Source organism: Virgibacillus proomii, from assembly GCF_018916875.1.
GTDB lineage: Bacteria > Bacillota > Bacilli > Bacillales > Amphibacillaceae > Virgibacillus > Virgibacillus proomii_B.
Map to the genome: position 1 here is coordinate 118,718 of NZ_JAHLNO010000018.1, position 21,508 is coordinate 140,225.

Annotated in this window: 20 protein-coding genes; 9 read left to right on the forward strand and 11 right to left on the reverse strand. The window is 35.9% G+C overall.

Translation table 11 applies throughout. The features are described 5' to 3' along the window. Window positions 1–25: 25 nt before the first annotated feature. On the reverse strand, window positions 26–184 hold the full coding sequence (locus KQI21_RS07260; protein WP_216483550.1) for a hypothetical protein: 159 nt from the start codon (window positions 182–184) through the stop codon (window positions 26–28). 1,883 nt (window positions 185–2,067) lie between these two features. On the opposite strand from KQI21_RS07260, the gene KQI21_RS07265 reads away from it, so the two are divergent. Genes KQI21_RS07265 through KQI21_RS07275 form a run of 3 tightly spaced genes read left to right on the forward strand, consistent with a single transcriptional unit; the run spans window position 2,068 to window position 5,772 of the window. Then, window positions 2,068–4,317: a ribonucleoside-diphosphate reductase subunit alpha gene (locus tag KQI21_RS07265; RefSeq protein ID WP_373687639.1), complete on the forward strand. Its 2,250-nt coding sequence runs from the start codon at window positions 2,068–2,070 to the stop codon at window positions 4,315–4,317. Then, on the forward strand, window positions 4,296–4,784 hold the full coding sequence (locus KQI21_RS07270) for a flavodoxin (protein ID WP_216483552.1): 489 nt from the start codon (window positions 4,296–4,298) through the stop codon (window positions 4,782–4,784). The genes KQI21_RS07265 and KQI21_RS07270 overlap by 22 nt, the downstream gene beginning before the upstream one ends. Beyond that, window positions 4,729–5,772 (forward strand): ribonucleotide-diphosphate reductase subunit beta, encoded by a 1,044-nt coding sequence (locus tag KQI21_RS07275; RefSeq protein WP_216483553.1) that lies wholly within the window; start codon window positions 4,729–4,731, stop codon window positions 5,770–5,772. Before KQI21_RS07270 ends, KQI21_RS07275 begins: the two co-directional genes overlap by 56 nt. Window positions 5,773–5,967: 195 nt before the next feature. Here the strand turns inward: KQI21_RS07275 and KQI21_RS07280 are convergent, their stop codons facing one another. Then, entirely contained in the window at window positions 5,968–7,254 is a 1,287-nt protein-coding gene (locus KQI21_RS07280; protein ID WP_216483554.1) for a hypothetical protein, read from the reverse strand. A 329-nt stretch (window positions 7,255–7,583) separates the two neighbouring features. Here KQI21_RS07280 and KQI21_RS07285 point away from each other — a divergent pair, with 329 nt between their 5' ends. After that, window positions 7,584–8,630, forward strand: coding sequence for a MerR family transcriptional regulator (locus tag KQI21_RS07285; protein ID WP_216483555.1), 1,047 nt, complete (start codon window positions 7,584–7,586; stop codon window positions 8,628–8,630). Window positions 8,631–9,074: 444 nt separating this feature from the next. Further along, on the forward strand, window positions 9,075–9,269 hold the full coding sequence (locus tag KQI21_RS07290) for a hypothetical protein (RefSeq protein WP_216483556.1): 195 nt from the start codon (window positions 9,075–9,077) through the stop codon (window positions 9,267–9,269). A 54-nt stretch (window positions 9,270–9,323) separates the two neighbouring features. On the opposite strand, the gene KQI21_RS07295 is transcribed toward KQI21_RS07290, so the two are convergent. Then, entirely contained in the window at window positions 9,324–10,244 is a 921-nt protein-coding gene (locus KQI21_RS07295) for an N-acetylmuramoyl-L-alanine amidase family protein (protein ID WP_216483557.1), read from the reverse strand. Between the two features lie 489 nt (window positions 10,245–10,733). Between KQI21_RS07295 and KQI21_RS07300 the strand changes: the two genes are divergently transcribed. Then, window positions 10,734–11,000, forward strand: a complete 267-nt coding sequence (locus tag KQI21_RS07300; RefSeq protein ID WP_216483558.1) for a hypothetical protein — start codon at window positions 10,734–10,736, stop codon at window positions 10,998–11,000. Window positions 11,001–11,245: 245 nt separating this feature from the next. On the opposite strand, the gene KQI21_RS07305 is transcribed toward KQI21_RS07300, so the two are convergent. Beyond that, window positions 11,246–12,151 carry an N-acetylmuramoyl-L-alanine amidase family protein gene (locus tag KQI21_RS07305; RefSeq protein ID WP_216483559.1) on the reverse strand — a complete coding sequence of 302 codons (906 nt, stop codon included), beginning with the start codon at window positions 12,149–12,151 and terminating at the stop codon, window positions 11,246–11,248. 673 nt (window positions 12,152–12,824) lie between these two features. After that, entirely contained in the window at window positions 12,825–13,364 is a 540-nt protein-coding gene (locus KQI21_RS07310; RefSeq protein ID WP_216483560.1) for a flavodoxin family protein, read from the reverse strand. Window positions 13,365–13,860: 496 nt separating this feature from the next. On the opposite strand from KQI21_RS07310, the gene KQI21_RS07315 reads away from it, so the two are divergent. Both KQI21_RS07315 and KQI21_RS07320 read left to right on the forward strand, forming a co-directional pair. Further along, window positions 13,861–14,160 carry a DUF4306 domain-containing protein gene (locus KQI21_RS07315; RefSeq protein WP_216483561.1) on the forward strand — a complete coding sequence of 100 codons (300 nt, stop codon included), beginning with the start codon at window positions 13,861–13,863 and terminating at the stop codon, window positions 14,158–14,160. Window positions 14,161–14,186: 26 nt separating this feature from the next. Further along, window positions 14,187–14,333 carry a hypothetical protein gene (locus tag KQI21_RS07320; RefSeq protein ID WP_216483562.1) on the forward strand — a complete coding sequence of 49 codons (147 nt, stop codon included), beginning with the start codon at window positions 14,187–14,189 and terminating at the stop codon, window positions 14,331–14,333. Window positions 14,334–14,377: 44 nt separating this feature from the next. Here KQI21_RS07320 and KQI21_RS07325 read toward each other — a convergent pair whose 3' ends face one another. The 6 genes from KQI21_RS07325 to KQI21_RS07350 all read right to left on the reverse strand — a co-directional run bounded on the left by KQI21_RS07325 (window position 14,378) and on the right by KQI21_RS07350 (window position 20,313). Beyond that, on the reverse strand, window positions 14,378–15,616 hold the full coding sequence (locus tag KQI21_RS07325) for an ABC transporter permease (protein ID WP_216483563.1): 1,239 nt from the start codon (window positions 15,614–15,616) through the stop codon (window positions 14,378–14,380). Next, window positions 15,609–16,541 carry an ABC transporter ATP-binding protein gene (locus KQI21_RS07330; protein WP_216483564.1) on the reverse strand — a complete coding sequence of 311 codons (933 nt, stop codon included), beginning with the start codon at window positions 16,539–16,541 and terminating at the stop codon, window positions 15,609–15,611. The genes KQI21_RS07325 and KQI21_RS07330 overlap by 8 nt, the downstream gene beginning before the upstream one ends. A 20-nt stretch (window positions 16,542–16,561) precedes the next feature. Next, window positions 16,562–17,410: an ATP-binding cassette domain-containing protein gene (locus KQI21_RS07335; protein WP_216483565.1), complete on the reverse strand. Its 849-nt coding sequence runs from the start codon at window positions 17,408–17,410 to the stop codon at window positions 16,562–16,564. 2 nt (window positions 17,411–17,412) lie between these two features. Then, window positions 17,413–17,802: a GntR family transcriptional regulator gene (locus KQI21_RS07340; protein WP_216483566.1), complete on the reverse strand. Its 390-nt coding sequence runs from the start codon at window positions 17,800–17,802 to the stop codon at window positions 17,413–17,415. A gap of 26 nt (window positions 17,803–17,828) precedes the next feature. Next, window positions 17,829–18,554: a hypothetical protein gene (locus KQI21_RS07345; protein ID WP_216483567.1), complete on the reverse strand. Its 726-nt coding sequence runs from the start codon at window positions 18,552–18,554 to the stop codon at window positions 17,829–17,831. A 1,558-nt stretch (window positions 18,555–20,112) separates the two neighbouring features. Then, the gene (locus KQI21_RS07350; RefSeq protein ID WP_216483568.1) at window positions 20,113–20,313 is read right to left on the reverse strand and encodes a PH domain-containing protein; all 201 of its coding nucleotides are present in this window, start codon (window positions 20,311–20,313) and stop codon (window positions 20,113–20,115) included. Window positions 20,314–20,815: 502 nt separating this feature from the next. Here KQI21_RS07350 and KQI21_RS07355 point away from each other — a divergent pair. Beyond that, window positions 20,816–21,430, forward strand: coding sequence for a superoxide dismutase family protein (locus tag KQI21_RS07355; protein WP_216483569.1), 615 nt, complete (start codon window positions 20,816–20,818; stop codon window positions 21,428–21,430). Window positions 21,431–21,508 lie beyond the last annotated feature (78 nt).

Here is a 21,508-nt window from a genome sequence, read left to right on the forward strand (position 1 = left end):
GTTTTTTTTTAGCATACTTTTTATCTTATGCGCATAGTAAGTGATAGCCTTTTTCATAAAACGGTTGTATTATATTCTGGTATTCCGCCATTGTCGGCAATATGATAACAGCTTCTTTCACATCAACTAACGTTAATGCAGTTAAAATAATATCTTGGTGAACACGAACATCAATACTTTTCAAACATGGTTTGTCATAATCACAATTTGGTATCGTTTCTAAAAATTACCTCCTGATAAATAATAGAGCCTGGTTTTCCTAGTTTTTTTACCAACTTTCTAATTCTTCCGGTTTATTTTCTATCATTCCTAAAAATCCTAGTTGTTCTCTTCAGCATCTGCAATCACAACAGCAATTTTTTCCTTTGAGACGTCTAAACCTACATATTTTTCATTCATAGTAATGGCTTTTTTCGTAATGTAGCATTGATTTGGGTTCTTACTAGATAGGAATATTGCTCAGTTAACCTGCGAAGTTACGATCAAGGGGCTTCTTTTCGTTCATGATAACTTTACCAATCCCGAATGGAACTTTGCTCACCCAAAGTGAGAGTTCCAGGTTTTCTTGGGATCGGTATGTTTGGTTTTTCCCGTAATTCTCTCCCTACAAGATACAAGTACGTTAATTGTTCTTATCCTACCATGAAGACGGATACATTTCAATTTGCTTTTATTTGTTTACACTATAGGAAAGTATAAAATTTTTATGGTTTATAGTATAAGAAAAACTATGGCTTTCGCTAAAGACTTGGCGACAAGCCAAGTTTTTCTAATGAGCTAAAGAGGATGTAGCTATTTATAGAGATTAAAGACCTATCAGGGAGGCTTTACCTGAGCTTATTCTACGTATAAATCGGCAATGGTTAGTTTCAATGAAGGAAGGTTAAAAGAAGGAGTGAAAACTTCAATGGATATAGCTTTGAGTTTTTAAAAGCTATATCCATTGTAATTACAGGAACACTTTCAATATACTTGAATAACGTTACGAATAATTCTTCATTACCAAGTCAAGCAAATTTGTTTCAGGAAGTAACAAGTAAACAGCATAATGATCGGCCAACTCCACCTTTCTCAATTAGATTTATTTCACTGAAGACTAAAAGAGGATTCAATTTCCCATGGCTTGTTTCTGACAACTCTATTTTCTAACTGTTTACACTACTCGAAATCATACCGCTCACAAACTTCCATGTACAAGACTATCAACATTACAACAGGACAAGAGGAATTTCGGCAATCATACATCGCGATTTTTTCGAAGGACGTTGTGATCTTAGTCTCAGGTCTATATCCTCTTTTTGAACACCACTTGAAACATATAAACTATTAAATAAAGAAAGGATTAAAAAATGCCTGCAAAGGGAACGTACATACTATAAGAACGATTCATATCATGGATGGTATGAGGAAAATCAGCATTTTGAAAAATTGTTCTCAACTACCATTTTAAAAGTGGAGAAAAAAGTATATAATAGAGTTTGTGTGTTTACAGAAAGAGTTCGATTTACAGATAAGATGTGAAATTTACGGCTAGATATAAAATCATACACTAAGCTGTTTTGGAAGGCTTGTTTTTTGGCTGAACGAAGAGGAAAATTATTTTTTCTAGCACTATAGGAAAGTATAAAATTTTAGGGTTTATAGTATAAGAAAAACTACAGCTTTCGCTAAAGACTTAGCGACAAGCCAAGTTTTTCTAACATATAACGTTGTTCTCATATCATCTTATAGAAACATTCTCTTCATTCTCCAGCTTTAATAGATTGCAATAATAGAACTTATATGCTAAGCTTTTAACACAATATATTGTTGGTGGAACCATACTAACCTACTATATATTGTGTTTTGAATGTATGAATCAGTATTTACTTATTAGAAAATTAAGATTAAGTACTACCATCCCCTAGAAGATGATGGGCGATATGCCTCTACGTTTTTCAGATTCACACCAAACAATATACATACAATATACGATTAAACTTGCTACTACTTTGGACTATTATCAACTATTTATAGAATTTCGATTTTGAGGGAAATAAACTCATGTAATCAAAATGTTTTTACCATATAAAGGGAGGATTAGGAATGATCACCGATATCGTATCTACAAGGGATAAACTTGTAGAAATCATTGATCAAGCACAACAGGGGCTGTCTATTGAAACAGATGCCTACAAACAGAAATCATTTAAAACTATTGAGGAAGATACACCATTTGATAAGGCACTTGACACGCTTGTGCAAAACGCATTGGAAAATATTGATGAATCCGCGCCGGATTGGTCATATTTAGCTAGCCGGGTTTATTTACAGCTGCTCTATCATGAGGCACGTCAGAATCGGAAGTATGAAGCAGATAGATATGGTGACTTTTATCAATTAATTACGATGCTTACGGAAGACAATATTTATCAAGCTACGATTTTAGAAGAGTATACCAAAGAAGAGATTGACTACTTCGCTAAGCATATCGACCCATCAAGAGATTTATTATTTACTTATTTAGGATTGTACACACTGGCGACACGTTATCTTGCAACAGACCATGATAAAAACGTCTATGAATTGCCGCAAGAGCGCTGGATGATTATTGCGATGACATTAATGCAAGATGAGGATAAAGAAAAGCGAACAGAACATGTTTTAGAAGCTTATTGGGCATTAAGCAATCTATATATGACAGTAGCAACACCGACATTAGCCAATGCCGGAAAGACGCACGGGCAATTGTCCAGCTGTTTTATCGATACGGTTGATGATAGCTTGCAATCCATTTACGACAGCAATACTGACATTGCTAAGCTCTCTAAAAATGGCGGCGGAATTGGCGTTTACATGGGGAAAATCCGTAGTCGCGGAAGCTCCATTAAAGGTTTTAAAGGAATGTCAAGCGGTGTTGTTCCGTGGATTAAACAGTTGAATAATACTGCGGTAAGCGTGGATCAATTAGGAACAAGAAAAGGTGCGATTGCTGTTTATTTAGATGTTTGGCACCGTGATATTGAGGCATTTCTTGATTTAAAGCTTAACAATGGTGATGAACGAATGCGAGCACATGATATCTTCACCGGCGTGACGCTTCCGGACTTGTTTATGGAGCAAGTGGAAAAACGTGGTGATTGGTACTTGTTTGATCCGCATGAAGTTCGCCAAGTGATGGGCTATTCGCTAGAGGATTTTTATGATGAGCAAAAAGGCAGTGGAAGTTTTAGGGAAAAGTATCAAGAGTGTATGAACAATGAGCAGATAACGAAGCGTAAAATCCCGGCAATTGATATTATGAAACGAATTATGAAGTCGCAATTAGAATCGGGCACGCCATTTATGTTCTATCGCGATGAAGTGAATCGCCAGAATAGCAATAGTCATGAAGGAATCATTTATTGTTCCAATCTATGTACGGAAATTACCCAAAATCAGTCCCCTACGGAGTTTATCGAAGAATTTCTAGAAGGTGAGAATACCATTGTAAAGAAATATAAATCCGGGGACTACGTCGTTTGTAACTTAAGTTCCATTAACCTTGGAAAAGCTGTACCAGATCAAGTGTTGGAGCGTCTGATTAAGATTCAAGTACGCATGCTGGATAATGTCATTGATATCAATCGTTTACCAATTATGCAGGCGCAATTGACAAATAAAAAGTATCGGGCAATCGGGCTAGGGACATTTGGTTGGCATCATTTGCTCGCTCGTAACAATATGAAGTGGGAAACAGAAGAAGCGGTTGCTTATGCAGATGAATTATACGAAAAGATTGCTTTCCTTACGATTAAATCCAGCATGGAACTAAGTGAAGAGAAAGGAAGCTATCCTGCATTTTCAGGCAGTAAGTGGAGTACCGGAGAATATTTCGAGCTTAAGGGATATACAAAAGATGAATGGCTTGCTTTAAAAGACGATGTGAAACAACATGGAATAAGAAACGGATATTTAATGGCTGTTGCACCAAACTCAACAACAGCAATGATCGCAGGTTCAACTGCTAGTATCGATCCGATCTTTAAGCCGTTTTACTATGAAGAAAAGAAAGATTTTAAAATCCCTGTAACGGCGCCTGATTTAACACATCGCACCTATGATGTTTACCGTCGTTCTGCCTATATCGTGGATCAGCGCTGGTCCGTAAAACAGAATGCGGCTAGACAAAGACATATTGACCAGAGTATTTCGTTTAATCTATATGTACCAAACACCATTAGAGCTTCCATCTTATTGGATCTTCATTTACAGGCATGGAAAGAAGGATTAAAAACAACGTACTACGTTCGTTCTACTTCTAATGATGTGGAAGAATGCGAGTGGTGTCAAAGTTGAAGGCACTCATTGCTTATTTAACCTATAGCGGTAATACACAGGAAGTTGCGAGACTAATCGATAATGAATTACAAGCAAAAGGGATAGACACGGTGGTTCACCGAATTGGGATTGATCCACCGGTCAATCCCTCTAGTTATGACGTTATCTTCATTGGTACTTTCACCTGGGATCGGGGAAGTACTCCTGAAGAAGTAAAAGATTTTATTCTTGAAGTAGGTTATAAGCCAAACAATGTCGCCGTATTTGGTACTGGAGATACACAATTTGGTGGAGATGAGCTATTCTGTAAAGCTGTCGATAAGCTGGTTAAATTTTATGAAAGTCCATGGTCTGGATTAAAGGTTGAACAATCACCAAGAGGAAAACAGGAACAGAAAGTGAAAGAATGGGTGGAAGGGGTATTATATCATGGCAAAAGTATTGCTGGAAAAAGCGAAGACACTGGAACCATTAAATCCAAATAAGTCAACAGGAGTATTCGGTGGTAAATCAAGCGGAATATTGAATTGGAATGATATTGCTTATCCACATTGGTATAAAATGTATAAACGGCTGGTAGGGAATTATTGGCAAGCAGACGAAGTCAATATGCAAAGTGATATTAAGCAGTTTCCAACACTTACAGAAGAAGAACAAGATGCGTATCTGAAGATAATCGGCTTATTATCGACATTGGATGCACCACAAACAAGAACAGCGTTATTAATTTCATTATATGCAACAGATCCTTCTGTTCAATCTATTATGGCGGTTATTGCTCAACAGGAGGCAGTGCATAATGAAAGTTATTCTTACGTACTGTCCTCTGTCGTATCTTTGGATGAACAGAATAAATCATTCCAGTTAGGAAGAACGGATCCTGTTCTATTGAAGCGTAATAAAAATTTAACCAAGCAATATAATACATTTGTCGAAGAGCCAACAATTGAAAATACTTTGAAAACATTAGTGTACACAGCCCTACTGGAAGGAATGTTTTTCTATTCTGGTTTTGCGTTTTTCTATAATTTAGCTCGGCATAATAAAATGGTCGGAACCTCAACGATGATTAGCTATATTAATCGTGATGAGTTGGAACATGGCCGGTTTATTTCCGAGCTGTTCCGGGCTACATTAGCAGAAAATCCGGAATATAATAACGAAACATTTATCCAATGGGTTTACGATCATTTTAAAGAATCCGTGGAATTAGAAATCGAATGGTCCAATTATGTTCTCGGAAATGTGGAAGGTATTGATTTGGATGAAATGGCAGGATATGTTAAGTACCGCGCTAATAAGATGTTGCGCATGATGGGATTGCATGATGTTTATCCGGATTATACGGACAACCCGATGAAATGGATTCGTGCCTATGTAGATAATTTTGACGGAACGAAAACGGATTTCTTTGAACAGAAATCACGTCAATATACAAAAACAAGTGATTTGAACGGTTTTGACGATCTGTAAGTTTCGATGACAATCTTATTGTAAACGTACCATTCAATTAGCGAATGGTAATCGAGAAGAAGCAGGTAGTTTATAAGGAGCATAACTAGCTCTCATAAATGCCTGCTTTTTTTCCAGGAATTATGTATACTTGGCATTTTGCTGCCATTGGATATGGAAGGAAAGCATGGCAAGAGGTGTTGCACTTGATTGTTGTTAAGTGTTGCCAAAACTGTATAACGGCTCACCCAAATCAATCATCTTCTCAGATACTGCATCTACTCCGTATCGACATGCTACCTTACCACAAAGTAAATATCGTTCCAATTCTTGATGATAAACGTAAACAGGAGTGACTTCTATCTGGTTGGAGAGCTTTTCAAAAGCTATATCCCGTGAAATAATTGGCGGTTTTGCAGCAGAGAAATCTTCAAAAATCGTAAGTAAAAAGCGATTATCAACGTAATTAAGTACTTTAATGGTATTGACATCTAAGATAACTTTTAATCGAGGCTGGATAAAACGATTAGATGACTCAACCAAATTTAATGTTGCAATTAGGAAGTATGGCTCGCGTTTTATCGATGTTATTTTCCATTTACCACTTTCGTCGGGTAATTCCTGCTGTAAAAGTAACTTAATCTCTTGACTCGCTTTAGATATGATTGGTTTAGAAATCGGTTCTAACTCGCTAATAGCTTCAGCTGTTAAAGCTTCCGTCTCGGTAATCTCCATAGTTACGCCAATCGGTGTAAGAGAAATAGGCTGTTCTGTTTCTCCCTGCCAAGTTAGAATCTTATTGAGAGTAGTACAAGGATAATAATCCTCTACGATTTCGTATGGTAGGACCTCCTGATTCCTGTTCATAATAAAAACTGTTGCTATCCCAAATATCTTCTTCCATGCTTGTAAATCCTCCATAGGAATTTCTAATAGCTTGCATTGCTGCTTCGCTATTGGTTTATAATTAGCAGGAGTTAGTGAAAAAGGTTCCCATTCAACCTCTTCCTGTTTTGGAAAAACTCCGTCTATATAAAACGTTGTTAATTGCCCGTTTTGATTAAAGGAAACCTCAATTGTTCCTTCTGGGTAAATCGGGATATTATCAATCGCTGCACGAAAACGCATCGTATCAGCAGTTTCATGAATAAGCTGAAATTGTTTGCCAAACTCTAAGCCGGTCAATTCCTCAATCCATTCAATTATCTTCTCACTGTTTTGGTAAAGATTGCTTAACTCTTCTCTCTTAGCATAGGAAATATCCTCAACAAAAAGGATGCTTTTTATTTGCTCACTTTCTACTTCAACATCAACAACTGCTGTTCCTGGGGGATTTAACCCGTCATCGGTTTCTGCTTTTCCATTTGGAAACCATTCCATTGTTACCACGTAGCATATTTTTCCCTCGATATTTTTAGAAAAGCTATGTCGCTTCAAATAATACGCATCTAGTCCAAGCCAATTTGCTGTATTGTCTATAATTTGTTGGATTCTTTCATGCATATAATACCCTCGCTTATCTTAGTTTTCTTAAAGTATACCATTTTTTCCTTAACTTACAGAACGATTTTTCCAGCGTAAATCAAGATGATGGAGAAATAAATACTATAACGTCCGAAACAGCATGATTAAAGCTTTGCTTTATCCGAAAACAAATTTATCGTTAACGATTATTGGATGGGGGGAGTATCAAATGTTAGTTCAGGAGCTAAGACAACGAGTTAATTTTTAATATCCAAAGTTTAACTAATTCCAGTTAAGTAAGTTTAAAAAACACTTTACATTAACGTTACGTTAATGTGTACAGTGAGGATAAAGGAGGTATGAAAGTCATGCTTATTAAAGAAGTTGCTAAACGATTAAATACAACAACAAGAACGATTCGTTTCTACGAAGAAAAAGGATTAATACAACCAACGAAGCGGGAAAATGACTATCGGACATTTACCGATGAAGAGGTAATGCGATTAAGTACCATATTAGCTTTACGAGAATTAGGTTTAGAAATTAAAGCAATTAAGCAGCTGATTGATGGTGATGCGTATAGTATGTATGATTATTTAAATATTCAGCGCGAGCGTATGTTTGAGAGATGGCTGGAAATGAAGGATATGATTCTCACCATTGATCGTATCCTGGAACAGCATACAGATGATGGTATATCAGTGGAAGACGTAGTTGCTTTATCGAAGCATTTAAAAAACTTAAAAACAATGCGAAAATCTTGGAGTGATCGCTGGAATTTTGATAAACAAGCAGCTGAATATGATAAAAGTCTTAAATTGACTGGGTATCGCTTTAATGTACATCAGGATTATGAGGTCGCTTTAGAAAAAGTTATCAGCACTATACAATTAAAGGCTGGTGATACATGTTTAGATATAGGAATAGGTACGGGAAATTTAAGCTCAAGATTGCTTCCAAAAGGAATTAAGGTAATTGGAGTTGACCAATCCGAAAAGATGCTTGAGGAATGTAAACGAAAGCATCCGGAAATTGATATACGTAAAGGCCATTTTCTGGCTTTGCCGATTTTGGATCAGCAGGTGAACGCTATTGTATCCAGTTACGCTCTACATCACATCAATGACGAACAAAAGTTACTGGCCTTAGAAGAAATGGATCGAGTGCTCTATTCGAACGGGGAAATCTGTATTGCTGATCTAATGTTTCATAATGAGACACATCGTCAAGAAGTAATTTGTCGTTATAGAAAGGCAGGAAATATAGAAGCTGTTGAGGCAATTGAAGATGAATTTTATGCAGATCGTTCGCTGTTGGTGAACTGGTTTCATTCGCATCATTATGAAGTGACGACGTATTCTTTTCATCCTTTTTTAAGTATGATTTATGCAAAAAAAGGTAATGATATCCTATGAATTTTCGTGTATGCTCGTTTGAAGTCTTTGAACAATATTAAAAGTTTCACTGCGTTATTTAATTTTCAGTGCAAAATATTATCCGTTCGAATGTACGATGAAACTAGATGTGTCATGGTTATCGGACTTTTCATACATCCTCTTTATAGGAAATTAGAAAAAGTATCGGGTGCAATTAGTTATGCATATAAAAGTTACCCTCTTTATCTTAAAACAAGCTGTCTTAATAAAAAAGGCAGCTTGTTTAATTATTACCATGGATATTTTACCCGTTTCTATATTATGGATAACTTTTTTGAAAAGTAGCTCCATCGTCTAGCTTAAGTGCTCAAACTATAGCAAACTTCGAATTTTCTTCCTGCGATAAGCCAACATTGGTTCCTCCTTCATTTAGTTTTCTTTATCCCGCATGTAAGGTGCAGATTAACGTATGTGTACACCTAAATGTCCAATTCATTTGGATCGACAAGGATAAGGAAATATACGTCAGCGGTACATCGCAATTTTTCAGGACAAGGACAACTTCAGCAGCGATCACATCGCGGTTCTTTAAAGAAGCCTGCGAACTTAGCCTTTGATCTATTGTTTCAAGCAGAAATACACTCCTTGATTGAGGTTTCATTCGCTTTATCTCATTAGAAGTTCACCAATTTGTCTTTCGTTAAGCGTGCTTCTAACTTTTGTAAATACTAGTTAATTTGATTGAAAATAATCTTGTAAACCATTGGTAATTCCTTCTGCTACTTGGCGTTTAAATTGATTTGTTTGAATGATGCTTACATCATCAGGGTTGGTAATAAACCCGAGTTCTAATAAGATAGCAGGTGCAGTATTATTCCGTAGTACATAATAGTTTTTTTGTACCACTCCGCGGTCTTGTAAGTTTACCTTTGGAACTAAATTATGATGGACATTTTCAGCAAGTTCTTTGTCGGCATTAGAATAATAAAACGTATTCATCCCTTGTGCTGAAGCATCTGCAAATGCATTATAATGCACACTAATAAACACATGCGTCAAATAAGCTTTACTAATAGCTACTCGATCTTCTAACGACACATATTCGTCCTTCGATCTAGTTAGTAATACATTTGCGCCAATTGATTCTAGCTGCTTAGCTATCTCGTGTGTCGTAGCTAATGTTAAAATTTTTTCTTCATAACCATCTACTCCGATCGATCCAGGATCATTTCCACCGTGACCAGGATCTAGCATAATATTATAACCGTTTAGAGCTGAATTCTCTGTAGTGTGCGAATTAGCTACCTGTGGTTGCTCTGATTTGGTAATTGCAGTGGTTGACTTCTTTCGTGTTTTAGGTTGAACGTGATTCATTTGTGTGGTTTTTAATAAGTATTGTTTAGCGACCCAAGCTTCTTTTCCTCCGTAATATGTTTGGACCCAGCCGTGTTTTTCCTGAAATTCTACTACCTGGTTACCAACTTGCAGTTTTCCGATAATTTCTGCATCGATGGATGGCTCACTTCTTACATTTAAGTTGGCTTGTCCAACGTCATAGATATCACCGTTTGCGGCATATGTTTGATTTGGAAAAAGTAACAAGATTGCTAGAATAATTGTACAGCAGGTTAACAAAATATAGAGTTTTTTCAAAATAATAAATTCCTCCTTTGTAAGATAACTAATTGTTTTGCGCTCTTTTTATTGTCTATTATCTGTTTCTATAAAGTAGATAACTTTTTAAAAGTAGCTTCGTCCAGCTTAGGCGCTTGAGAACCTTTTTATGCAGGAGACAATAGTATAGAGAAAACTAGAAAATATTGTGTATTGTTAAAAGCATTAAAATGAAAGCAGCCGTTAATAGAAATTTTCTCCAATAAATCTATGATTTAAACAAATAACGTGAAAAAATTATGTAAAAGTACTAAAAAGTTTAGTAGATTAATAGGCAACCAGGAGTAGGCAAAAAAAAACAACCGCAAGTTTTGCAGTTGTTTTTACCTCTGATATGTCAACATTGGCTTCTTTCGTCCCCATGTTTCCTTATACGCTATCGAAGGTATGTAAAATTACGACTTCAAAAGTGAACGAGAATAGGAAGAAGTCTAAGCGGGAGATGACGGCATCTAAAATCTCGATTCATTGATTGACAGGACAAGAAAAGCTACGACAGCGACACATCGCACGCAGAAAAAGCGTATTTCTTTTTCAAGGACAAGAAAAGCTACGACAGCGATACATCGCACGCAGAAAAAGCGTATTTCTTTTTCCAGGACAAGAAAAGCTACGACAGCGACACATCGCACGCAGAAAAAGCGTATTTCTTTTTCAAGGACAAGAAAAGCTTCGTCAGCGACACATCGCATACATAAAGAGTATATTTCTTTTTCAAGTATGTTGCGAACTTAGTTATTGTCTATTGTTTTAAGGAAAAAAGCGCTCTTTATAATGAAATCTCACTTTATCTTGTTAGAGTTCTGGTTTGTACGTTTCGAACTGACCGTACACCTTTTGTTCTTTGTTATATCGTCTGGTTTACTCAATGACATAAACGACTGGTTTTCTATTAAAAATTGCACCTCTACATGTTTTTAAGTGTTCAACGTTTGAGAGGACAGTTTAGGTTAACTGGAAGATTATAAGTTATATGTTAATTAATGTGAAAAATAATTTCGTAAACCATTTGTAATAGCTTCTGCTACTTGTATTTGGAACTGGTTCGTTTGGATCATAGCTAAATCGGAGTAATTCGTAATAAACCCAAGTTCTAATAATATAGAGGGCGCATAGTTATTTCGCAGTACGTAATAATTTCCTTGCTTCATCCCTCTGTCTTGCAGGTAAACAGACGAAGCCAGGCTAGCATGAACATTAGCTGCCAGCTTTTGATCTGCTGAGGAATAATAAAATATGTTTAGACCATGTGCACCAGAGTTAAAAAAAGCATTATAATGTATACTAATAAAAGCATGCGTGTAATAAGCTCGACTAATTTCTACTCTATCACGTAAAGAAACATATTCATCACCTGATCTAGTTAATAAAACACTTGCTCCAGCATCACGTAGTTGTTCAGCTATCTGTCTGGTTGTTGCAAGTGTTATAGCTTTCTCTTGCAATCCACCAATCCCGATAGATCCAGGATCATGGCCTCCGTGGCCTGGGTCTAACATAATATTATATCCTTTAAGCGAAGCATTTCCTCTTGTTGACACTTCACGTTTTTTCTGTAGTGCAGTCACTGGCTTGTGAGCTATTGACTTTATATTTGTTTGTTTATCTTGTTGAAGAGGAATTAAATGATGTTTAGCTACCCAAGCTTCCTTTCCTCCATAATAGGTTTGAATCCATCCATATTTTTCCTGGAATTCTACCACTTGGTCACCTGTATGAAGTTTTCCAATAATTTCAGCATGGATAGAGGGCTCATCTCTTACATTTAGAATAGCTTGTCCAACTTGATATACTTCACCTTCGGCAGCATGGCTTTGTTTAGGAATGAGAAAAAGGGAGGTTAACATAATGATTAAGCTTGTGATGATAAGATAGATTTTTTTCAAAATAAGCAATCCTCCTTAACGTTTAATTTAGTAAGTTATTCTAGTTGTGCTTTATACCTATGTTTTTCCTGGATATTCTCGTTGCAGTAAATTTCGATCAAACGATGTAACCTTGAATTTGATAGGTCTTTTCTCTTTTTTTTATATATAAGTGTAGGTATTACCTACTCCTTATAATAGGTTTTTAAACCCAACTAAAAATAATATCTAGTACTTTTATAGTATCGGTACAATACGTGCATATTTTAAGAGAACTATAATAATTTTTATATTTAACATAGCAGCCGGTAAATTATGTTTATGAATACATTGTTAGTATAACTATTCAGAAAGGCTATGTTTGAACAGCTAAAGACAAAGAATTCTCTTTAAGCATGTAAAAATTCTATAAAGCTACTACATATTTATAGTAAGGATTCTTATTTCTTGATTTGCTCGTATTGGTAAACTGGTTTTAGGGGGGATAGGAGAATAAATTACCGCTAGTAGTATTTTGAAAAACAGAAGGCATTTTTGTAAAGAAACATCATTCAGCAGAGATTTTAGATGCGGGATACAACATTAAGAAGATATAGAAAAGGAGATGTCAAAAAAATAGACATCTCTTGCATATAGCTTTAAAGGTACAGAGAAATTAAGAAGAGTAAGCTAATAGTATCAACTAGAAGATTATTTACAAATTGTCGCTAATGAGATGCTTGGCAGATCGAATTGCTTTTTCATTGGCGATAATGTCACCTGGTTTTCGAGCTTGCCCAATCACATAATCAATTAGTTCCATATCAAAAAACTGGCATATATAACGGAATTGCTGGACAAGTGGAAGTCCTTTTATATGCGGGTTGTCTCCTCCTACAAGTACAAGATATACTTGTTTTCCTTTTAGTGCTTGACGAAAATCAGGGTATTTTGGATCCCTTAATGTTTGCGACCAGCGATCAATAAAGCGTTTCATCGGTCCCGACATTCCATACCAGTAGATTGGGGTGGCAAAGACGATGATGTCGTGATTTAGCAGCTGTTCAATAAGGTGATTATGATCATCCTCAATGTTGGGAAACCCTCTTTCAGAATGTCGTTCATCTACAATCGGCTGGATATGATAATCTCTTAAATAAATATGTGTTGCTAATTCCTTAGGTACTGCTTGGTGTGCTAAGTATTCCGTATTTCCATTAATTCTTGTAGAACCGTGAAAGACTACTGTATTCATTGTATATCCTCCTTTTTTTCTTTAAGAAAGTACTGTAATACTTAATTAAATAGTTTAAAGGTTTTTCTATTTTAATGATACACGATTGCCAATTTTTTCACGAGATAAAAGTGCTAGACTGTAAGCTTTCTCTTTTAAAATTGTATGCATACATAGAAAAATTAGAAGTGTATCCTAAATAAAGTAAAGTAAATGGAAGAATGGATATTTGCTTTAAGAGGTTGTTCAAAAAGTTCGGTAAAACTTTAGGAAATAACCGGGTGGTAAATATCCCCTTTATATTTTAGGAGCAGATAAAATTTTAACGTAGGGCTATCCGATAAAAAAAGCATGTCTTCGTTGCGCTAGCCATGCCGGTTCTTTACCATTTTAGAAAGAAGAAATCAGGAAACTTTTTGGTAGTAGTTTCCGTATAAATAGATAAGACGTGAAAAGCAATCCTAAAGTCAAGCTATAATTAATGTTAATATAAAGAAAAAAGTCAAGGTGACACACAATGAAAAAAATAGCTATCTTTATTTTACTAATCGGCATCTTTATATATACGTTTTTCTTAAGTTACTGGACCGGTTCTTATTTAATGTTGGAACCGAATTGGAAGGATATCGTCGTATTTACGCCGGAAACGGTAACGGATCGCAGGGATATTTATCTGCTTGATAAGTGGATTTTTGCATTTAAGGCACAGCCATTAGCTAGTATCACCTTTCTTTTATCAGGAATCGCTGTTATTAGTTTTTGTATTTATTTTTATCGAAAGTTTAGAGAAAAACAAAACCAAAAAAAGGAAATTTAAATAGCTAAACTGGAGGTTGTTCGTTCATGAAGCTTAAGAAAAAAAGAGATAAAGAAGATAATCATAACCGTTTTATGTTATTCGATATACTAACGGATGCCTTGGATATCCTTCTTTTTATCGGTAGAATGCTTGGCAAGATGATCACATCGATTTTTAGATCATGGAATTAATGAAGCGGAGATTCTGTTGAAATCCCCGCTTGTATGAACCCGCTTTAAGCTCTAATCCATTTCCAAATTTCTGCAGGTGATGCATTTTTCCCGTACATCAATATTCCCACTTTGAATATCTTTCCAGCAAGCATGATAAAGACTAACACACTTATCAGTAGAACAGTAAGCGATATTGCTATTTCCAACCACGGCCACTCTTCTAAAAGTGTGAGCCGTAATAACAGGACACCTGGTGATGTGAAAGGAATATAAGTACCGATTTTAGCCATTAACCCACTCGGATCACTAATAACTGGACTTATAAAGAGAAATGGTAAAAATGGCAGCATCATCACCATACCTTGAAAATTTCCTGCAGTAGTCATATCGGACATCGTTGCTCCAATTCCTACAAAAATAGCAGCAAATAGTAAGTAGCCTAAAATAGCAATCGCTATATATAAAGCGAGCTCTGGTACAAATAAATACTTTACAATCTCAAGGTCAAACCGCCATGAGATAACTGGTAATAAAATAACAAGCGAGATGATGGATTGCAGAATACCTAATGCAAAATAACCGATAATTTTTCCTTGCATTAGTTCTGCTGGTGTTAGGGAAGATAAAATAATTTCAGCAATTTTATCTTTTTTCTCTTGTGATGCACTTTGGAAGATAGCCATACCGGTAAACACGATGGAGAGCATAATAAATCCGGCAAATGCCCCCGGTATAATTCGTTTAAATCGATCACTGTTGCGAGAACCGCTTGCTTCTTCGGCAGGAGATTCAGGTTCTCCTACAGCCGTCTCTTGTATAGTAATGCCACGAGTAATTACAGCTAGCTGTTGATCTGATAATCCGAGTTCTTTCATTTGCAGTGCTTGAATGGGTGCTGTTATTAAATGTGCTTGATCCATAAAATAAGGATCTATCTCTTCAGATGTATATGCAGGGATTTTCCCGTCATCTATGGCTTCCTTATTAATAAAAAGATAGGCGGTATTTTCTGTATCTTGTAGTTTTTTCCTTACTTCTTCCTCACTAATATCCGTTTGCTTTACTTCCCAGGATAAATCATTTGCTTTCACCACTTTTTCAACCGTAGAAAATAAATTTACCTCATCATTAATATATACGGTAGTAGCTCCTGTTTCTTCCCCTGAGCTGTCACCGAATAATTCACCAAGTAGCATAAAGCCAACGATTAATAATGGGGTTAAAAAGATACCAATAATAAAAGATTTATTTTTCATATTTCGTTTTACTTCCCATTTAGCAACCTTTATGGAGTTACGCATGCTTCTCACCTGCTCTCTGAAGTACCTGTTTATCTGTCGCAATATCAATAAAGATTTCATGTAAGGAAATACGATCTAATGTAAGTTCCTGAACGTCTAAATGGTCGGGTAATTGTTTTAACCATTTAACTGGGTCAACTTCTTTGTCTAGATAGAGAATATGTTGGTTATTCACTTGTTCTACCCGCTGTACATAGGGCAATCCTTCTAATTCATACCGGTCATTTTTTCCATGGATGGTACATTTAAAATTAGCATATTCTGTTTTTACGGTATCCATATCTCCGTAAATCACTTTTTTCCCATGGTGGATCATAAATAAACGATCTGCCATTTCTTCAACCAGGTTCATCTGATGGGAGGAAAGGAGAATAGCCGTTCCATGTTGAGCCAGCTGTCGAATCTCCTGTTTAAACAACTCTTGGCTAACAGGGTCAAGACCTGAGAATGGCTCATCCAGAATTAATAGCTCCGGTTCATGAATAATAGAAGCTATAAACTGAACTTTTTGCCCCATTCCTTTAGAAAGTTCCTCAACACTCACTTTTTCCTTTCCTTCCAAATCAAATTTCTTTAAATAATCAAGTGCTCGTTGTTTTGCTCGGTCGAGCGGATAATCTTTTAACTCTGCTAAATAGAGGAGAATATCCATCACCTTTACATTTTTATATAGTCCTCGTTCTTCTGGTAAATAACCAATTTTATTTTTAGGAATACTGTGATTATAAGCGTTTGGGAACATAACTTTTCCTTCGTCTGGATACATAATTCCCATGATGTTACGAATAGTTGTTGATTTTCCTGCACCGTTTGGTCCAAGAATAGCCATAATCTCTCCCTGTTTTACTTCAAATGAAATATTTGAAATAATTTGTTTGTCCTTAAATGACTTTCCTAAGTTTTCAACCGTAAGAATTGTATTCAACGGAACCCATACCTTTCATTTCACACTGTGAGCAGTGTAATAATTTCTTCAATCTTCAAAGCTTCCTGTGTCGTCCATTTGATTTGCTGTGTACTAAGAAATCTTTCTGTTTGTTCAGGAGAACTAGAGATAAGATAATTGGCAGTTCGCTTCACTTCCCCAGGAATTGTAATTGCTGGAGGATTTTCCGTTAGCCAATAACGCTGATAAGTTGCAAATAAAGTTTCTTTTTCAAAATTAGCAATTAATTTCCCATTCTTTAGTACGTTAATATAATCAGAAAGTTTCATAATATCTGAGGATTGGTGGCTTGTCATGATAATTGCTCGGTCTCCTTGATCTATCCAGTCTACAAGCAGATCCATCAGTAGTTGCTTTGCTGGTATATCCATAAATGAAGTCGGTTCATCAAGCAGTAGTAATGGTGTATTTTTTGGTATCGTAAGAGCGATAGTAAGTTTTTGTTGCATTCCCTGTGATAGCCTATGAAACCGGCGATTTAGCGGGATTTCGAATAAGGAGACCATTTTTTGAAACAGTTCTTCGTCCCAGTCACGATATAATGGAGCAATAAATTCTTTTAATGTTTGTCCTGTAAAGGTGTCCCAGCCAATAACAGTTTGTGGTTGGTAGGCAATAAACTGCTTCCAGCTCTCATCTGGCCCATGTGTAAATATATTCAGCAGTTTAATGTTCCCTTGATCCGGCTTTACTAGATTCATTATCAGCTTGAGTAAGGTACTTTTTCCGGAACCATTTCTGCCGACAAGAGTTGTGATAGTTCCACATTCAACTGTTAATTCAATCGGTCCGATATGCAAGCTCTCCAACTGCTTTTCTAAATTGGTTATCTCAAGCAATGTTTCCATCGTTATCGTTCTCCCTTTTCCTGTATTACTTCTGTAAAGATTTCTTTAATTTGTTCGGTTGTATATTCATAGCTAATGGCAATGTCAACGGCATGTTCAATCGCTTGATATACTTCAGAAACCTTAATTTGTTGCTTCATTGTATCGTCTACTGCCGCCACAAAGGTTCCTTTTCCTTGAGTTGTTCGGATAAAGCCTTGATACTCCAAATTTTGATAAGTTCGGCGAATAGTAATGACGCTTGTTTCTAAATCCTTTGCCAGTGCTCGAATGGATGGCAAAGCATCGCCTTCCGCCAGCTGTCCACTTGCGATCAACGTCTTTAGTTGATTTTCAATTTGATGATAGATTGGTTCGCGTGACGTTTTTGAAAGACGTATTGGCAGTTCCATGGCTGCTCTCCCTTTCTAATTTTAATCTATAAATAATTCAGCTTATTTATTTTCTTTTTCATATAGACTTGATGTATGTTCACTGCTGTAAAGCCGATGATTAATGAAATAGCGGCAGCTAACCATGGCCATTTTTGAGCTAGTATAATGGACCAGTAGACAATTCCGTGGTTGGTAAGGATATAAATAGGAAACATAAACATAAAAACGATAGAAAAATATAATAATGCTCCCACTATTCCTCCTATTTTAGTAGTAAAGAAACCTTGTTCACCGGCATCACTGATGGGGATAAGCGTTCCAGCATAAAGAGTGACAGAAAGCCACATAATTGAAAAAGTGAGATATGCCGTGACGGACAAGACTTCATTGATTGATGAAGCATAGAATAAAATTAGAAAGCAAATTTGCCAAGGCAGGGAATAGAAAAAGTAAACGATAAATCTGCTTTTAATTAGAATATCTTGTTCAATCGGCAATTGTAGCTGCATAAGAAAAACAGGAGCAGCAATAAAGCCGCTAGATTGATTTTGAAGTTGGAAATAATTTGGTTTGGCCCAAACAAATCCTAGAAAGAAAAATGTGATAAAGAAGAAATCGTAGCCCATAACTTGGGTATTTAAATAAGCGTCTAAATTATAAATAAACAGAAAGCTTAAGAAAACAGTTAAGATTAGACAAAGAACAAAGCCTTGCCATGAATGGCTTAACTCCAGCTTAGCAACTTGAAAAGCCTGCTTCCATTTTTGCATAATAAATCCCTCCAAAAACTGTTATGCTGTGTATATGTATATATACAGTAATGTATTATTTATGAAATGTCAATAGCTTTTTAATTGAAATAATTCATAGTGCAGCATAAGACAGTCTGTTAATAAAGAGAATATAACTTTAGAGAAAGTTATATTTACGGCTAAATAAAACAAGGTCTTAAATTCAAAGAAATATATTAACAGTATTTAATACAAATTGTATTAGCTTTATATGGTGAAATATCGAGATTTTAAGATAAATAGATCATCTTTCTATGTTTTTACAGTAAAGGAATATTTGCTATGAATGAACATGAATAAGGGGAGAGTGTTAATATGTTAATGGATTTTATTCGTAAAACTAGGGTGGCAGCACGTTACTAGCATTGATTCGCATTTTATAGGGGGGATGGATGGCTTTGTTGCTGGTGGAGAATTCGATGTAACTGGCTATTGATAAGGGGGAATGACTAGTACAAGGGCGAACATTCGGCAATTTAAGGCTGGTAGAAGCATTTTTAGAAACATAGCATTATGCTGATCTTTTTACTTTTATCATCATATGGGTAAAATTACTTGTTTGGGATGGCATTAATTTGGGGATTTTCACCAATTTCAGCCTTGTAGGAATTATGCTGATCTTTGCATACTTATTTAGTGGAGCTGTTAGTACGAATAAGCGACTGGTTTTATTAACGGTAGTTTTACTAATGCTGGAAAAATTGGATTAGATAGATGGGTTATTCCGCTTTAAAAGAGTTTTTGTGAACAAAAGAAATAAAAGTTACATAGAATTTTTAAAATTAATACTACTTCCCACCTTTAAAGTACTTTTGCGGATAACTTTAAAAGGGGGCTTGGCAAATAAATAGATTATTGTTACATACAATTTTAGCCAAACTATTTAAAAATATCGAGGTCATTTTAAGAAGAATGTTTCAGGTTGATACGAATTATTTTTAGGTACGAATCTGAGATCTCATTGTGATGATGTAAGAAAATGCAGTAACACCAAATGCTAAGCTTTTGGAATAGATGTTTGCGCGAACTTTGCTTATTTATTCCGTTAGCTTAGTATGAAATTTTTTCTGAAATTATTACAATATAGTAAAATTTTAATTTACATGTATAAATGAAGGGTAAATAAACAGCTGTGTAAATCAAGTTTTTATGAGTCCACTGAATAGCTATGCAGAATATTAAACAGAAAACTCTTGTTAAATAACAGGAAGGAAATGATATCTGTTTTAATATGGCGATATTTTTTGAACGTAGCTTCGTCAATCTTCTGTAGCAAACTTCGACCTTCTTCCTACGATAAGTTAACATTGGCTCTAATCTAAAGGAAGACCGGGCTTGCTGTAAAGCGTCGGCATACCCCTGTTTTAGAGGCATGTTTTTTTTATCACGTCAGAGGGTCTCCAGTTTGTACGTCACAAACCGAGCGCTTCTAGCTTTTGTTCTACTATAGGAAAGTATAAAACTTTATGGTTTATAGTATAAGAAAAACGATAGCTTTCGCCATAAAGACTTGGCGACAGGCCAAGTTTTTCTAATCTTATCCGCAAATATAATTAGCTAAAACTGCCTGAACTTTATATATGTTTAATTGTTTGTTGAAGGTCTTTTCAATTGGTTCGGAACTTCCAGAAACCCACAACTTTAACTCTGCATTTGATAATAAATCAGACACTTCTTGCTCTGCTTTTTTGGCATTCATCTCGGAAGCATTTCCCATCAATCCATCAAATAAGCCCATTAAAATCTCTCCCTTCTACTATATTCTTATTATACGCTATTGGAAACTTTCTGCGAAGTCGTCCGATGTTTAATTCACTGAAGTAATGTAGAGACTGGTAATAAATGTTTTTGAAAAAAGAAGGTGTAACAAGACCGGCAAAACTTGTAACATTGGTCAAGTATTATAAACAACTATTAAGATGCTGGGAAGGAATACTTGAACTTTCTAATCCTTTTTATCCCGGATATAAGGTGTCATAAGACTTCTGCTCAAGAAATAAGTCTAAATGGGAGATAAAGGCACCTAAATGCCCGATTTGTTCGGGGGCAGGATGAAATAGCTTCAGTAGGAATATACTGCGATTTTTCAAAGACAAGGAAAGCTTCGACAGATACATCATGAGTTTTCAGGTGTATCGCGATTTAAGTCTTTGATCTACTCTTTTCTAGCGAAGAAAGCCCTAGTGAATGGAAGTTTTACCTTACCTTCTTTTAAAAAACGATTGAAAGGAGCAAAAACGATGAGGCTAAAACAGGTACGTTTATTTCTTGCGGTAACTTTCCTTGTCCTATTGAGCTTGGCAGCTTGTAATGTAGATAATGACGAGCAACATCGAGATGATGGACATAAAAAGAACGAAGAAACAAGGAAAGCAGAGGAAACAACAGCTACAATAGATGAAGCAGCAAAAGAGGTGTTTGTTTCTCTAAAAAATCAGAGTCAACAGATAGTAGCGACTGCAACATTAACGGAAAATAACGATGGTGTTCAAATTAAACTGAAGGGAGAAAAATTACCCCCAGGGAAACACGGATTTCATATTCATGAGACAGGTTCTTGCGAAGCACCTGATTTTTCTTCGGCAGGTGGACACTATAACCCTAATCATGCGAAACATGGAAAGAAAATATCAGGAGGGCCCCATGCTGGAGACCTTCCCAATATTGAAGTGAATCAAGATGGAACAGTACAAACCGAAGTAATTGCAAACTTGGTGACGTTGGAACAGGGAGAAAGCCATTCGCTGTTTAAAAAGGGCGGGACAGCGTTAGTTATCCATGCGAAAGAAGATGATTATAAGTCCCAACCTGCAGGTAATGCGGGGGAGCGAATTGCTTGTGGAGAGATTGAATAAAGAGCATGGTTACTGTACAGCTTTACACTATGTAAAATTCACACCATAAAGCGAGTCGAATGCACGGCTCGCTTTATT

Bases quoted from the DNA above. Each gene is read 5' to 3' on its own strand.
- KQI21_RS07270 (WP_216483552.1), top strand. From the start codon at position 4,296: ATGCGAGTGGTGTCAAAGTTGAAGGCACTCATTGCTTATTTAACCTAT.
- KQI21_RS07275 (WP_216483553.1), top strand. From the start codon at position 4,729: ATGGCAAAAGTATTGCTGGAAAAAGCGAAGACACTGGAACCATTAAAT.
- KQI21_RS07280 (WP_216483554.1), bottom strand. From the start codon at position 7,254: ATGCATGAAAGAATCCAACAAATTATAGACAATACAGCAAATTGGCTT.
- KQI21_RS07285 (WP_216483555.1), top strand. From the start codon at position 7,584: ATGCTTATTAAAGAAGTTGCTAAACGATTAAATACAACAACAAGAACG.
- KQI21_RS07290 (WP_216483556.1), top strand. From the start codon at position 9,075: ATGTCCAATTCATTTGGATCGACAAGGATAAGGAAATATACGTCAGCG.
- KQI21_RS07310 (WP_216483560.1), bottom strand. From the start codon at position 13,364: ATGAATACAGTAGTCTTTCACGGTTCTACAAGAATTAATGGAAATACG.
- KQI21_RS07315 (WP_216483561.1), top strand. From the start codon at position 13,861: ATGAAAAAAATAGCTATCTTTATTTTACTAATCGGCATCTTTATATAT.
- KQI21_RS07320 (WP_216483562.1), top strand. From the start codon at position 14,187: ATGAAGCTTAAGAAAAAAAGAGATAAAGAAGATAATCATAACCGTTTT.
- KQI21_RS07325 (WP_216483563.1), bottom strand. From the start codon at position 15,616: ATGCGTAACTCCATAAAGGTTGCTAAATGGGAAGTAAAACGAAATATG.
- KQI21_RS07335 (WP_216483565.1), bottom strand. From the start codon at position 17,410: ATGGAAACATTGCTTGAGATAACCAATTTAGAAAAGCAGTTGGAGAGC.
- KQI21_RS07340 (WP_216483566.1), bottom strand. From the start codon at position 17,802: ATGGAACTGCCAATACGTCTTTCAAAAACGTCACGCGAACCAATCTAT.
- KQI21_RS07345 (WP_216483567.1), bottom strand. From the start codon at position 18,554: ATGCAAAAATGGAAGCAGGCTTTTCAAGTTGCTAAGCTGGAGTTAAGC.
- KQI21_RS07350 (WP_216483568.1), bottom strand. From the start codon at position 20,313: ATGGGCTTATTTGATGGATTGATGGGAAATGCTTCCGAGATGAATGCC.
- KQI21_RS07355 (WP_216483569.1), top strand. From the start codon at position 20,816: ATGAGGCTAAAACAGGTACGTTTATTTCTTGCGGTAACTTTCCTTGTC.